Genomic DNA, 13420 nt, shown 5'->3' with positions numbered 1-13420 from the left:
TTGCCGCCGACGCTCGGCGCCCAACACACTGATCTGCATTCCCGACGGGACCTTAAAGCTGGACTTAACGTCAACTCCTCAGGCTTCCTCGAAGACCAAAAGGCGGCGGCTGGAGGACACCGATGGAATCTACCGGAGTCTACTGGATCCCGGCCTACGAGATCCTGGAACAGTGCGGGTTCGAGGTCATTTTGGTCAATGCGCGTTACGCCAGGAACGTTCTGGGCAAGACAAATGTCGCCGATGCGGCATGTTTGCGCCAGCTCCATCCTTACGGTCTGTTACGCGGGAGCTTACGTCCAAATGCCGAGATCGCAACCCTGCGTACCTATCTGCGTCAACGAGCGAGTTGAATATGCTGCCGCCCATATCCTGCATGTGCAGAAGGCTCTAATGGTGATCAACCTGCAGTGCCATTTGTTGTGTCGGGTGTCCCGGGAGCGGCCGATATGCGGATTATCCGATCCGTTGTTGCAGGCGAGCGCAATCCCGACGTATTGGCGACCTACAGCAACGAACCATCGCAGGACTACGAGGAACTGCACTCACTCGCGTTCAGAACAATGCTGAATGGCTGGACTGGGTTAGTATTGCAAAACACGTCGTTGAATAAGTCACGAGGCAGGAACGGGCCTCGCAAATGCGTAAGGATCAAAAATTCTCCTCAGCTCCTCTTTCGTCATCCACATAAGCCAGTTATCTTCCGTAATATTCTCTTTCGCTAACTGCAACAACGCCCCGCCAGATTCATAGTGAGGCGCAGTGTAGACGCCTTTGTCCAGTGTCCAACGCTGTGCAAGCCAACATAAGAAATCAGGGTTCCACATCGCAAGTGTGATGCCAGTTCCTATTCCCCCCACGCCCTTCAGCAGACCTTGTCTCCTAAAGTCTCTGCGTACCCAAAGGTCTCCGTGGTAGGCAACTTTACCTGTGATCTTCTTCGCACTTGGCGCCGTGCAGATGCAACGATCTTGTGGATGCGTATGTTTTTCGGGCTCAGCATAGAACACCTTCAATGATTGAAGATGTTCTCCAAAATTGCTGTGCTGAAGGTCAAACAGCCGAGCAGCCTCTAGATACGCAACTTCGTTGTTTTTGTCGAAGCCGATGATCCAGTATCCCTCGCCCAACTTTATCGGCGAGCGATCTGGCCGGAACACTGGTTGAGTCGGAAGCTTTGTCGGAGTGGCTTGCGTAATCGACACATACTCGTGAAAATCGAATCCGACCGACATCCTAATACCTTTTGCGGCGGCGGCGTCATCATAGACCCGAAGAAAGCGAGACACCTGCAACAGATTAACTACGCTATTCATTTGCAACATTCTCCTGCCGTGATGATAGCTTGATTGCCAACTTAGCGAGCGCGAGCGATCCATGGTACGCTGTCAGTGGAAGGACCGACATCTACCTAACTTGGTGGGGCAGCGCTCTCATATCTGAGGATGCGCCTGCGATGGCGACTCCGAAAGCACGGGCTTTTCGTTTGTCATCAAGCGCGAGCTGCGCCATCGCCCGACCCTCCAGCCTAACATCGGACGGCTTCAAAGATGAATACCTCAGCTGGTGCTACGTCAAAGGCCGCGCCGGCGATGCCACCAACGTTGTCCTGTCAGCCGTCGGCGCAACTTCCGCCGCGGGCCTGGTTCAGAGAATTCTTGCGCCTGTTGCGCTCTCTCGGCCTGGCGGACGCTTAACTGTCTAGTTCAGCTTAACGATCAACTACGAGGAGCACGCTATCACGCCCGTGACACGAGCAGACGACCGACGAACGCAATCAGCGCGAACGGCACGTATCCGCGCTTGAGCATCGCGACAAACCGGTGAGCGATGCGGCGCGAAGGCGCAGTCATTCGGCGCGCGGCCGCTTTGAACCCGCCAAGAAGCCACTCCAAACACCACCTGTCCATTCGCCCGCGCTGCCGACGGCTACACGGTAGCCTTGGCTCCGCGACTGATCCGCTATCGGTGAGCGAGTTGCAGGCCCGATCCCTCTAGGGTCTGTTGGGATTCAGGATTCTCATCGGGGCTTGGTTGTGATTCAAGCTTGGGATGGACCGATTCGTTTTGACTGACGCCCAATGGGCGAAGATGGAGCCGCATTGTCTTGGCAAGCCGGGAGATCCGGGCCGCAGCGGCAAGGACAACCGACTGTTTGTCGAGGCCGTTCTGTGGATCGCCCGAACCGGCAGTCCCTGGCGGGATCTGCCGGCGATGTTCGGCCACTGGAATAGCACATTCACGCGCTTTCGCGACTGGGTGAAGGCGGATGTCTGGAAGCGGCTGTTCGAGGCCATCTCCGACGATCCCGACATGGAATACGCCATGGTCGACGCCACCATCGTCAAGGTCCACCGCCACGGTCAGGGCGCAAAAGGGGGACGCAAAGCCAGGCGATCGGCCGCTCGAAAGGCGGCATGACCACCAAAATTCTGGCGCTCACCGATGCGCTCGGCAATCTCGTGCGCTTCGTGCTCCTGCCGGGACAGCGTTTCGATACGGTGGGCGTGCCGCCGCTCATCGAGGGATTGGCCTTCAACGCGCTGATCGCTGATAAGGCCTTCGATAGCAACGCCATCATCGCCGAACTCGAAGCGCGTGGCGCCAAAGTCGTCATCTCCCAGCATCCGCGCCGTGCACAGCCTCTCGCCATCGACAAGGAGATGTACAAATGGCGGCATCTCATCGAGAACTTCTTCGGCAAGCTCAAGGAATTCAAGCGCATCGCAATGCGCGCCGACAAGACCGACCAGAGCTTCACTTCAATGATCTATCTGGCCGCGGCCCGCGATAAACTCCAGATGAATCCCAACAGACCCTAGAGCCGGCCTGTCCGGCTCCGCAGCGTAAGCCTACGGTGATCCTTTCAATTACTCAATTACCCATAACTTTGACTACTCGGGCTAATCCGCTGTTCGGCAAAATCTTGAATCGAAAGAATCACTAGTGATTCTTTGTGAGCACCTGATTCGCGCTGGGGTGCTCTATGGGACTGACATTAAGGGAGCGATCGGCAAAGGGCTGTTTGCGGGAGCTATGCGGGATTTTGGGTGACGAGGTGATCAGGCGGCGTGGTTTGCCGGCATGTGGATGACCTCGATGCCGTCGTTGAATCTGACACCTGCGATCACCTTCGGCAACTGATTTGTGCCTTTGAGCCGCCGCCAGGTCCTTGATGCCGCGATGACCAGCTTGAACACCATCAGCTTGGCGGTGATTGGCGACAACGAACCCTTGGTTCGCACCGTTCTGTGCCGCACGGTCGCGAACACGCTTTCGATCGGGTTGGTCGTGCGCAAGTGATCCCAATGCTCGGCAGGGAAATCATAGAAGGCCAGCAACGCGTCGCGGTCCTTGGCGAGGCATTCGACCGCTCGGCCGTACTTGGCGCGGTATTTCTCGGCGAAGGCGCCGATCGCCGCTTCGGCGGCCGCCCGGTTCGGCGCCCAGTAGACTTCGCGCAGGTCCTTCTTCATGTTGGCCTGGACCGAGAGCGGGACCTTGTCCAGGACGTTTACGGTCTTGTGCACCCAGCAGCGCTGGTGCCGTGTGCCGGGAAAGACCTCGTCGAGCGCCTTCCAGAAGCCGAGCGCGCCGTCGCCAACGGCAATTTCCGGGGCGATCTGCAACCCGCGCTGCTTCACGTCGATCAGGAGCTCACGCCAGCTCTGCGCGCTCTCCCGGACGCCGACCTGAAAGCCAATCAGTTCCTTCTTGCCTTCCGGCGTCGCGCCGATCAGCGCCAGCATGCATTCGCCGTGGTCTTCCATGCGCGCCTGCAGGAAGACGCCATCGGCCCACACATACACATAGCGTCGCGCCGACAGATCGCGCCTGCCAGCGCTCATACTCGCCCTGCCACTCGGCCGTCAGCCGGGAGATGACCGCCGGCGACAGGTTCGGCGCGTCCTTGCCCAGCAAGGCCGTCAGCGCCTCCTGGAAATCACCGGTCGAGATGCCGCGCAGGTACAGCACCGGCAACAGCGCATCCAGGCTCCGGGTGCGCCGCGCCCACAGCGGCAGGATTGCCGAGCTGAACCGGATCCGCTCGCTATCGCCGGCCGCCCCGCGGTCCCGAATCTTCGCCCGCGCGACCTCGACCGGTCCGATGCCGGTCGCAATCGTTCGCGCCGGGCCGTAACCATGTCGCACGACACGGGCGCGCCCGTCGGCCAGCTTCAAATCCTTCACCGTGGCAAGAAACGTCTCGACTTCGATCTCCACGGCCTGCGCCAGAAGCTGCCGCGCACCAGCTCGCAGGATATTGGTCAGTGGATCATCGATCTCGCCGGGCTGACGAAGCGGGACAATGTTGCTAGTCTCGTTCATGGCGTATCGCTCTCCTTGAGAGGTTCTGGCAGGCTCGACACCCGCCTCGATACGCCGCCTATCTTATTCCGTCATCACCCACTTTCCTGCATAGCTCTGTTTGCGGTCCTTGCAAGGTGAATGTTGGATTGATCGAGAGAGTAGTGGATGCGAGTTTAGGGACGCGCGGCTTGGCGATAGATTACGCAAGCTGCTCATGCAGATTGGAAGCGCCATGGGACAAAGCATTCCGCTCGTCTGCCAGGATTGGGCGAATATCAAGGCAGCCTACCGCTTCCTCTCTAATGACCGGGTCAGCGAAGCGGACATTCTGGCCGACCATTTTCAATCGACACGTGATCGTGCCGCCGCCACTGAAGGTCTCGTTCTTGTGCTGCACGATACAACCGAGTTCAGCTATCAACGCGAGACGCCAAAAGCGATCGGCATCACCAAGAGCATAAACAGTGGGCGGGATAAGGCGGGTCGCCTCAGATCGCACAAGGTTTGCGGCATCCTGATGCATTCGAGCCTCGCGGTTACAAGAGCTGGTCCCGCTTGTCTGAACAGACTTTCCGCGTCGATAAGTGGAGCCTCTGCCGAGGTTCGGCCGCCGCGAGGAGCGGCGGAAGGTTGAAGTAGGCTTGATCCGGGGGCATGTCGTCAAGGCTCGAATGGGGCCTTCGTGCGTTGTACAACGACGTTTGAGAACGCCCACAGGACCGTTCTTCGCGAGGTTCTTTATCGGCATCATCCTTGGTTTGGGCGCCGAGTTTGCGTTCATGGGGCCATCGACAAGGCCGACGATGTCGTTTTTCGCTGCACCCTGGACGGTCGCAAGCAGACCGTTGGCTTGAAGTACCAGCATGGATGTTCGACCGGACGGCATGCCATGACGCCGGGTTTCTGACAGCTCAGCCGCTTGTCAGCATCGACGCGCTTGCGGCGCTTTCTGCGCTTCTCGATCTAGCGTTGAAGGATCGAACGCCATCAGCTGCCCCGCTTTCTGGCGCATCCAGAGGCTCTCACGGCCAGAATCGGGGAGCGACTCATGTCACGGCAGACGGCAATGCCAGGGAGCGGATACCGACACAATCGACAACCGCGGCCGCGGCAGCAGATGGATCTGTTCGGGAGCGGCCTTTCGAACGGCGCCATCGGCGCACCAGCATGGCTGGAGCTGCCGGCGGAAGCTCGGGCGGCCCTCACAAGCCTGATGACGCAGTTGACGACCATGCTGCGATGACAGCGACGCCGCCCGCGAAGGAGGTCGGTCATGATCTCTGACAAGGTCAGGCCTCATCGTCTGGAGCGCAAGGCGATTCTTTACGTGCGTCAATCCTCGGCACATCAGGTATTGCACAATCGCGAGAGCAGCGCGTTGCAATACGCCATGCGGGACCGGCTGACGGCGCTCGGGTGGTCAGAGATTGAAGTGATCGATGATGATCTCGGTCGCTCAGCCGCCGGCGGGGTACAACGCGCCGGTTTCGAGCGAATGGTAGCGGAGGTTTGCCTCGGTAAGGTTGGTGCGGTTTGCGCCCGCGAGGTCTCGCGCTTCGCCCGCAACAGCCGGGATTGGCAGCAACTCATCGAGATGTGCCGCGTGGTCGATACCGTTCTGGTCGATCAGGAGACTATCTATGCGCCAAGGCACGGCAACGACCGCCTGCTGCTCGGGCTCAAGGGCAGCCTCAACGAGTACGAACTGGATCTGTTGCGCCAACGCTCGCTCTCGGCCCGCTACGAGAAGGCGCGCCGGGGCGAGTTGGTTGTGGCGGCGCCCGTCGGCTTCGTGAAGGCCGGCGACCGCTATGAGAAAGATCCGGATCAGCGCGTCCAGGAAGCGATCCAGCTGGTGTTCGACAAGGTCGAGGAACTGGGCAGCGCGCGACAGGCGCTCTGCTGGCTCCACGAGTACAATCTCGATCTACCAGTGAAGCAGTCCAACGGCGACACAGCCTGGCGGCGACCGAGTTACTCCGCCATCCGCCGGATCATTGAGAACCCGGTCTACGGCGGCGCCTATGCCTATGGTAAGACGGCTGTGGCGGCGGGATACACCGCCGGGGGCGTGAGCGTGAAGATCCGCCGCAAGACGCGGAACGAATGGTTGACGTTGAAGCCTAATACCCACGACGGGTATGTGAGCTGGGAGAGGTTCGAGGCGATCCGCGCGATGGTCAGCAGCAACGTTCCCACTGGTCGGCATCACGGCGCGCCCAAGCATGGAGACGCGCTGCTGGCCGGTCTGATCCGGTGCAAGCGCTGCGGCCGCAAGCTCACACTCCGGTACTCAGGCATGAAGCGCCATATCCCGCGCTACAGCTGCAGCCGCGCCTGGATGGACAATGGCGGCGCTCACTGCATCGCCTTCGGCGGATTGCGCGTCGATGATGCAATCGAGGAAGCACTGCTTGGCGTTGTCGGCCCAGGCGCTATCGCCGCTGCAACCGCTGCCGCCAAGGGAGCCAGGGAACGCCGCGATCAGGTGCGCGATGCGCTCAATCGCGGCCTCGAGGCGGCGCGCTATGCCGCCGACCGGGCTTTCCGGCAGTACGATGCCGCTGACCCCGCGAACCGGCTGGTGACGAGTGAGCTGGAAGCGCGCTGGAACAGGGCGCTCGCTCACGTGGCGGAGGTCGAGGGCAAGATCGCCATGCATGATGCAGTGACGTCCGCGCCCATTGCTGATCCAGCTTCGCTCAGCGTACTGGCTCAAAACGGTCTGGGATGCGCCGACGACGGGTGCTCGCCTCAAGAAGCGCATTGTACGCACCCTCGTCCATGAGGTCGTGGCCGATATCGACGACGCGGCTTCCGAGATCGTTCTCATCGTCCACTGGGTGGGTGGTGCCCACAGCGAGTTGCGCTTGCCCAAGCGCCGGCGCGGACAGCGCAACAGCACTTCCGCCGATATTATCCAAGCCGTGCGTCAACTGGTGCTGATCGCCAGCGACGATCTGATTGCCGGCCTCCTCAACCGAAACGGCCTCAAGACAGGCAACGGCAATCGCTGGACCCGCGAGCGCGTCACATCAATGCGCTCGAGCTACCACCACCCGGTGTTCAAGCCCGCCGATGACGGGATCGAACCCTGGCTCAACCTTAGCAACGCCGCAAAGCTCCTGAAGATCGCGCCCAAGACGCTCCGGCTGGCCGCTGAAGCCGGTGAAATCGAAGCCATCCATCCGCTGTCGGATGGTCCTTGGATCTTCGCCCGCAGCTCGCTGATAACAACTGCTGCTCGATCTATCGCCGAACGAGCGCGACAGAACCCAAGATACCCCACGGGATCGAATCCCAATCAGCAAAGTCTTTTCTCTTCAACAACATAGACAGATGGGTGTTCTGATGCGCGGTTGTAGAAGTCGAGATACCGGCCGATCGAATGTCGCGCCTCGCCGACGGTTTCGTAGGCTCGCAGATAGACCTCCTCGTATTCTACGCTGCGCCATAGCCGCTCGACGAAGACGTTGTCCCGCCAGGCACCCTTGCCGTCCATGCTGATCGCGATGTCGTGGCTGGCGAGGACGCCGGTGAAGGCCGCCCCAGTGAACTGGCTGCCCTGGTCGGTGTTGTCGCGACAATGCCTTCGGCATTGCGCTGAGATCTCCGGCTTGCCGTGACGGACCATCGCGTCCTCCAGCGTCTCGACGCAGAACGCCGCCTCCATGGTGATCGACAGCCGCCACGACAGAACCCGGCGGGTCGCCCAGTCGAGCACCACGGCGAGATAGACGAAGCCACGTGCCATCGGGATGTAGGTGATATCCATCGCCCACACCTGATTGGCCCGCTCGATCGCCAGACCGCGCAGCAGATACGGATAGATCTTGTGGCCCGGTTCGGGCTTGGTGGTGCGCGGACGGCGATAGAGCGCCTCTATCCCCGTCCGTCGCATCAGCGTCTTCACATGCCGGCGGCCGATCTTGCACCCCTCGGCAGCCAGCAGGCCTCGCAACATGCGCGAACCGCGGCGAAGGGGAGCTCCAGGTGCAGCTGGTCCAGATGCCGCATGATCGCGAGGTCGGCGGACGACACCGGGCGCGGCAGATAATAAACGCTGCCGCGGCTGATCTTCAAAACTTCCGCCTGCCTGGTGATCGCGAGAGTGACATTTACGAGCTTTTCTGCGCAGCACAGGAGATCGGAACTCATTTCCTGATCAGGACCTGCGTTGACCGCTTGGCTGGAAACGGGGATCACACGATCGCCGACGAAATGGACGAGGTCGCCGTCAAAGGGCTCCATCGCATCGAAGTCAGAGACAGTAACGGCGATCCCGACCAGGCCGTTCTTGAGATCAGGTATCGCAAAATTCGCGTCCTTCCGCCGGTCGGAAAGCAGAAGTGCTTCCCGCTCTGACCCTGACGGTGATCCATGCCGAAGAGCGCGGGACGTCGAAAAAAAGAAAGAAGATCGATTGGAAGCTGATCACCGACCTGCCTGTTGGTTCCCGCACCGACGCCATTGAGAAGCTCGAACATGGTTTGAGATGGAAGATCGAGGTGTTCCACAAGATCCTCAAATCGGGCTGCAAAGCTGAGGAGTCGAAGCTCAGGACCGCCCAGCGTCTGACCAACCTGATCTCGCTCTTTTGCATCCTGAGTTGGCGGGTGTTCTGGATTGCATGTTCCAGTCGATCGTGATCATGGATTCCAGGTCATCGTGATCACCCATTCCAGAGCATCGTGATCACCGTTTCCAGCGGATCGTGATCGGTATTTCCAGTGATCGCGATCGGGGCAATTAGGAGGCGCGCGCCGCTGACAGTCCGCAACCCTGGTAGCTTGGTCTTTTGCCTAACCGCAGAGGATCGAGATGCCGACCGAGAGACTGTCCATGCGCCACATCCGTGAAGTTCTACGCCTACACGACAGCGTCGGCATGTCGCAACGCGCCGTTGCCCGCAGCCTCGGCTTGGCCCAGGGCACGGTCAGCAAGTACCTCAACCGAGCTCGCCGCGCCGGTCTGACCTGGCCGCTGCCACCGGAGCTGGATGACGACGTCCAGCTCGAGAACCGCCTGTTTCCGCCGCCGTCTGATCGGCACAGCGACGAGCGTCCGCATCCAGACTGGGCGCTCGTGCATCGCGAGCTGCGGCGCCCGAACGTCACGCTGATGCTGTTGTGGGAGGAGTATTGCGACGCAAACTCCGACAGCTTCAGCTATGCGTGGTTCTGCGAACGCTACAAGGAGTGGACCGGCCGCCTCAAGCCGACCCTGCGCCAGGTCCATGTCGCCGGCGAGAAGCTGTTCGTCGACTATTCCGGCCATACCATGGAGGTGGTTGACGGGCTCAGCGGCGAGGTACGGAGCGCGCAGATCTTCGTCGCCGTGCTCGGCGCCTCGAACTACACCTACGCCGAGGCCAGCCTTAGCCAAAGCCTGCCGGACTGGATCGCCTCACATGTCCGGGCATTTGCTTATTTCTGCGGCGTGGCCCGGCAGACGGTGAGCGACAATCTGAAGGCTGGCATCACCCGGGCCTGCTTTCACGAACCGATGGTCAACCGGACCTATGCCGATCTCGCCCGCCATTACCGCACCGCCATCGTCCCAGCGCGACCGTATCGTCCACGCGACAAAGCCAAGGTCGAAGTCGGGGTCCAAATCGTCGGACGATGGATCCTGGCGCGCTTGCGCAACCGCCGCTTCTTTTCGCTCGCCGCCCTCAACGAGGCGATCCACGCGCTCCTGGTCGAGTTGAACGACCGACCTCTCCGGAGTTGGGGACGAAGTCGGCGCGACCTGTTCGAAGAGCTCGATCGTCTGGCGCTCACTCCCTTGCCGGATGAACCGTACCAGTATGCCGAGTGGAAGCGCTGCCGGGTCAACCTCGATTATCACATCGAGATCGCCAAGCATTACTACAGCGTCCCTCACAACCTCGTGCGTCAAGAGGTCGAGACCCGCGTCACCCAAAAGACCGTCGCGATTTTCCTGCGCGGCAAGCGGGTGGCGTCGCATCTGCGCAGCACCCTGCCGCATCGCCCGACGACGATTGCCGAGCATATGCCGAGCTCGCATCGTCGTTATCGCGACCGGACCCATGAGCGTATTCGTTGCGAAGCCGCCAAGGTCGGCCCCGACGTCGACACCCTGATCGACGTCATCCTGCGGTCGCGACCGCATCCGGAACAGGGCTTCCGCTCCGCCATCGGCATTCTCGGGTTGGTCAAGCGCTACGGCCAGGAGCGCGTCGACGCAGCCTGCGCCCGTGCCCTTCTACTCAACGCCCGTTCGTACAAATCGGTCGCCGCCATCCTCAAGAACGGCACCGACAGGACCGCTCCGCCCACCGACGAGACGCCCATTCTCTTCCACGCCAACATCCGCGGCCGCAGTTACTACAATTGATCAGGAGATCAGCATGCTCGTTCACCCCACCGTCGATCGCTTGCGCGCCATCGGCCTCGTCGCCATGGCCGATGGCCTCACTGAACTGCAGAACGATCCCGAGGCAGCCGGGATGCCGAACGCCGATTGGCTCGGTCTCCTCGTCGATCGAGAGGTCACCGCCCGCGACAATCGTCGCATCACGCGTCGCTTGACGAGCGCCAAGCTCCGTCAAGCCGCCACCATCGAGAACGTCGACTATCGTACCGCCCGTGGTCTCGACCGTTCGCTCTTCCAGAACCTCGGCACCTGCCAATGGATCCGCGATGCCAATCACCTGGTCATCGTCGCCCTAACCGGCACAGGCAAGTCCTGGCTTGCTTGTGCGCTCGGCAACAAGGCCTGCCGCGACGGCTTTTCCGTCCTCTACAAGCGGGCACCCCGCCTGTTCGCAGATCTCGCGCAGGCGCGTGGCGAAGGCCGTCTGGCGCGCCTGATCGCAGCCCTCGAGCGCGTCAACCTGCTCATCCTTGATGACTGGGGACCCGAACCGCTCACCGCCGACCAGCGCCGTGATCTGCTCGAGATCGTCGACGATCGTTACGATAAGGGATCGTTGTTGATCACGAGTCAGGTGCCCGTGTCGCAATGGCATGATGTCATTGCCGAGCCGATGACTTCATGATGCCTCCTTCTTGGAACGCTTGGTGCGTCGTACCCGGTTGCGAAGCTGAGTAATTTGTTTGTCTAAGAGCTCGATCTGCCATGGCTGGCCCCTGGCCAATTGATGACCTGCCAGCAACCCGCGCGCGAGATAATCGAACACCCTCTGCGGGGTTACTCCAAGCTCAGTCGCCGCGCCCTGAATCGAGAAGCTCCCGTCGGGCCAGCGCATTGGGTTCATCTCCATGCCGTTGATTTTGACGGTGGGAATGCCCCAGCGGGTACGTAATACCCAGACGTTCTCGCCTTTGAAGGCGCAGCCTCGGGCCGCGACGAAGCCTTCCTGATTGAGTATCGCCGCGATCTCGCCATCCATTTTGTGTTCAGCATTCAACTCGACGATTCGTCGCCGCAACCGATCAATGTCGGTGTAATCGCGGTAGGTGTGAACGCGCCGTTGTACGTGATGCTCGCGTGGTTGCGCCGGTCTGCCAGACAATCTTGAGCCACACTTGACCTCGGGTCCGCTTCTGATCAAGAACCACTTCGCGGATGACAAATCGCAGAATACGCTTGAGATCGGCTGCCGACGTGGTGGCCGCATTCCAAATCCTGGGCAGATTCTCGCCGAGCGCTTGTAGCCCGGCGCGTTCCGCCGGGCCAATCAGAAGCGGCTCTTGGACGCGCCAACGCGCATGCTGCTGCTCGACCGCCTCGACGACACGCAGCTTCTCTTCCCAAGCCCGCTCAAGTGAGCGCGCCACAAGACGGTTCTCGGGTTCTATGGCGTCATACTGACGCCGAGCGCGCTCGGCCTCGTAGCGGGCGCGCTCCACGCGAAGCGCCCACTGGCGCTCGAGCTGACGGCTCTCCTGCTCCAGTTGGCCCGCCGCCGCGAGCGCGATCTCAATCTGATCCGGCACTAGGGCATCGAGGACCACCCGCTCGACCAGCGCGTCAACCGCCAAGGCCCGGACTTCCTGACACAGTGCACTGCCTTGCTGGTCCCGATCCGAGCGGCAGCAATAGACCGGATAGTCGGCATTCGGGCCAGTGTAGCGCATGCTCATGCGCCGTCCGCAACGGCCGCAGATCGCAATTCCTTGTAACAAGGCTGCCCCCTTGCGCGGTACGCCAGAATGTCCTGCCTCATAGCGGAAGACGTTATCTGCCAGTCGCCCCTGGTTGGCCATGAACTCCTCCCAGCTGATATACCCTGGGTGAGCGGCGTGGAGGCAAACCACCCAATCCCCGATCGCCACCTTGACCGTTCCCGTCAGTGATCCCGGCCGGCATCGGCTCGGATCCTTTTGCCGTCGGCCATAAACGTACGCCCCAGCATAGGCCGGATTTTGAAGGACGCTAAGGACGCGTGCACTATCTGGCGCCCGCCAGACGATCTCATGTGGAGATGGGCCAAGCAGCTGTCGAACCGGCAAGGACAATCCGTTCCTGTCCAAGTAACGCATCACACGGCGAGCGCTCTGCAGTTCCCGAAATTTGGCGAACACGAGATGAAGACGGGCCTGCACCTCCTCATCGGGATTGAGAATAATTGTGCCCGCTCGATCATAGGCGAGCCCGGCGGGCAGGGGCAGCCGCAGTTCGCCGCGCGCCGCCTTCTGGCATTCCCCTTGGTGAAGGCGCATTCGAAGCTGATGCAACTCCGCCTCGCTCATGATGCCGGACAAGCCCAACAGCAGGCGGTCGTGGTAGGCGCGCGGATCGTAAAGCCGCTCGCCATCCGCAATGAGCACGCCGAACACCGAGCACAGCTCGAGAAGCTGATGCCAGTCCCGGTTGTTGCGGGCAAAGCGAGAAGCGTCGAGGCTCACCACGAGACCGGCGTTGCCAAGGCCGATCTCGGCAATGAGCTTCTGGAAACCATGACGATCCACACCGCCAGCACTGGATTTGCCCAGATCCTCGTCAATGACCTGGACGCGCTCCGGCGGCCAGCCCAGACCGATGGCGCGCGATCGACGAGGCGGTACTGCAGCTCCGTGCTCTCCTGGTGCTGACGCACCTGGTTCATGGATGACTGCCGCACGTAGACATAGGCCAACTTCGCTCGGTGCGCAGTCGTGAGCCGCTCGTCAGCGACGTT

The 13420-nt window shown here is 60.9% G+C and carries 10 protein-coding genes and 4 pseudogenes; 9 read left to right on the top strand and 5 right to left on the bottom strand.

The features are described from left to right. Positions 1-122: 122 nt before the first annotated feature. Positions 123-509 (top strand): annotated as a pseudogene (locus ACVWW3_RS37170) (IS110 family transposase); the annotation flags it as partial. A gap of 105 nt (positions 510-614) precedes the next feature. Here ACVWW3_RS37170 and ACVWW3_RS37165 read toward each other — a convergent pair. Continuing rightward, positions 615-1316 (bottom strand): hypothetical protein, encoded by a 702-nt coding sequence (locus tag ACVWW3_RS37165; protein WP_456651399.1) that lies wholly within the window; start codon positions 1314-1316, stop codon positions 615-617. 736 nt (positions 1317-2052) lie between these two features. Here ACVWW3_RS37165 and ACVWW3_RS37160 point away from each other — a divergent pair. After that, positions 2053-2822 (top strand): annotated as a pseudogene (locus ACVWW3_RS37160) (IS5 family transposase). Between the two features lie 240 nt (positions 2823-3062). On the opposite strand, the pseudogene ACVWW3_RS37155 reads toward ACVWW3_RS37160, so the two are convergent. Beyond that, positions 3063-4329, bottom strand: a pseudogene (locus ACVWW3_RS37155) (IS256 family transposase). 100 nt (positions 4330-4429) lie between these two features. On the opposite strand from ACVWW3_RS37155, the gene ACVWW3_RS37150 reads away from it, so the two are divergent. The 3 genes from ACVWW3_RS37150 to ACVWW3_RS37140 all read left to right on the top strand — a co-directional run bounded on the left by ACVWW3_RS37150 (position 4430) and on the right by ACVWW3_RS37140 (position 7646). Continuing rightward, a complete protein-coding gene (locus ACVWW3_RS37150) occupies positions 4430-4945 on the top strand; it encodes an IS4/Tn5 family transposase DNA-binding protein (RefSeq protein ID WP_456672343.1) in 516 nt (171 codons plus the stop codon). A 639-nt stretch (positions 4946-5584) separates the two neighbouring features. Next, positions 5585-7099 (top strand): recombinase family protein, encoded by a 1515-nt coding sequence (locus tag ACVWW3_RS37145; protein WP_456651400.1) that lies wholly within the window; start codon positions 5585-5587, stop codon positions 7097-7099. Between the two features lie 4 nt (positions 7100-7103). Then, complete coding sequence (locus ACVWW3_RS37140) at positions 7104-7646, top strand: recombinase (protein ID WP_456651401.1); 543 nt, start codon at positions 7104-7106, stop codon at positions 7644-7646. Here ACVWW3_RS37140 and ACVWW3_RS37135 read toward each other — a convergent pair. Next, positions 7616-8421 (bottom strand): annotated as a pseudogene (locus tag ACVWW3_RS37135) (IS3 family transposase); the annotation flags it as partial. The gene ACVWW3_RS37140 and the pseudogene ACVWW3_RS37135 overlap by 31 nt on opposite strands. Between ACVWW3_RS37135 and ACVWW3_RS37130 the strand changes: the two are divergent. From ACVWW3_RS37130 to istB, 4 genes are all read left to right on the top strand, one after another. Beyond that, positions 8305-8676, top strand: a complete 372-nt coding sequence (locus tag ACVWW3_RS37130) for a hypothetical protein (RefSeq protein ID WP_456672473.1) — start codon at positions 8305-8307, stop codon at positions 8674-8676. The pseudogene ACVWW3_RS37135 and the gene ACVWW3_RS37130 sit on opposite strands and share 117 nt — an antisense overlap. Then, on the top strand, positions 8661-8960 hold the full coding sequence (locus ACVWW3_RS37125) for a hypothetical protein (protein WP_456651402.1): 300 nt from the start codon (positions 8661-8663) through the stop codon (positions 8958-8960). Before ACVWW3_RS37130 ends, ACVWW3_RS37125 begins: the two co-directional genes overlap by 16 nt. Before the next feature lie 172 nt (positions 8961-9132). After that, positions 9133-10671: an IS21 family transposase gene (gene istA, locus ACVWW3_RS37120; protein WP_456651403.1), complete on the top strand. Its 1539-nt coding sequence runs from the start codon at positions 9133-9135 to the stop codon at positions 10669-10671. Between the two features lie 40 nt (positions 10672-10711). Next, positions 10712-11335 carry an IS21-like element helper ATPase IstB gene (gene istB / locus ACVWW3_RS37115; RefSeq protein WP_456651404.1) on the top strand — a complete coding sequence of 208 codons (624 nt, stop codon included), beginning with the start codon at positions 10712-10714 and terminating at the stop codon, positions 11333-11335. On the opposite strand, the gene ACVWW3_RS37110 is transcribed toward istB, so the two are convergent. Both ACVWW3_RS37110 and ACVWW3_RS37105 read right to left on the bottom strand, forming a co-directional pair. After that, positions 11330-11689 (bottom strand): hypothetical protein, encoded by a 360-nt coding sequence (locus tag ACVWW3_RS37110; RefSeq protein ID WP_456672342.1) that lies wholly within the window; start codon positions 11687-11689, stop codon positions 11330-11332. The two genes, istB and ACVWW3_RS37110, sit on opposite strands and share 6 nt — an antisense overlap. Before the next feature lie 43 nt (positions 11690-11732). Then, positions 11733-13211, bottom strand: a complete 1479-nt coding sequence (locus ACVWW3_RS37105; RefSeq protein WP_456672341.1) for a recombinase family protein — start codon at positions 13209-13211, stop codon at positions 11733-11735. Positions 13212-13420: the final 209 nt, after the last annotated feature.

The sequence above is a fragment of the Bradyrhizobium sp. LM2.9 genome, from assembly GCF_054056555.1.
This window is presented reverse-complemented; position numbering and strand designations above follow the sequence as displayed.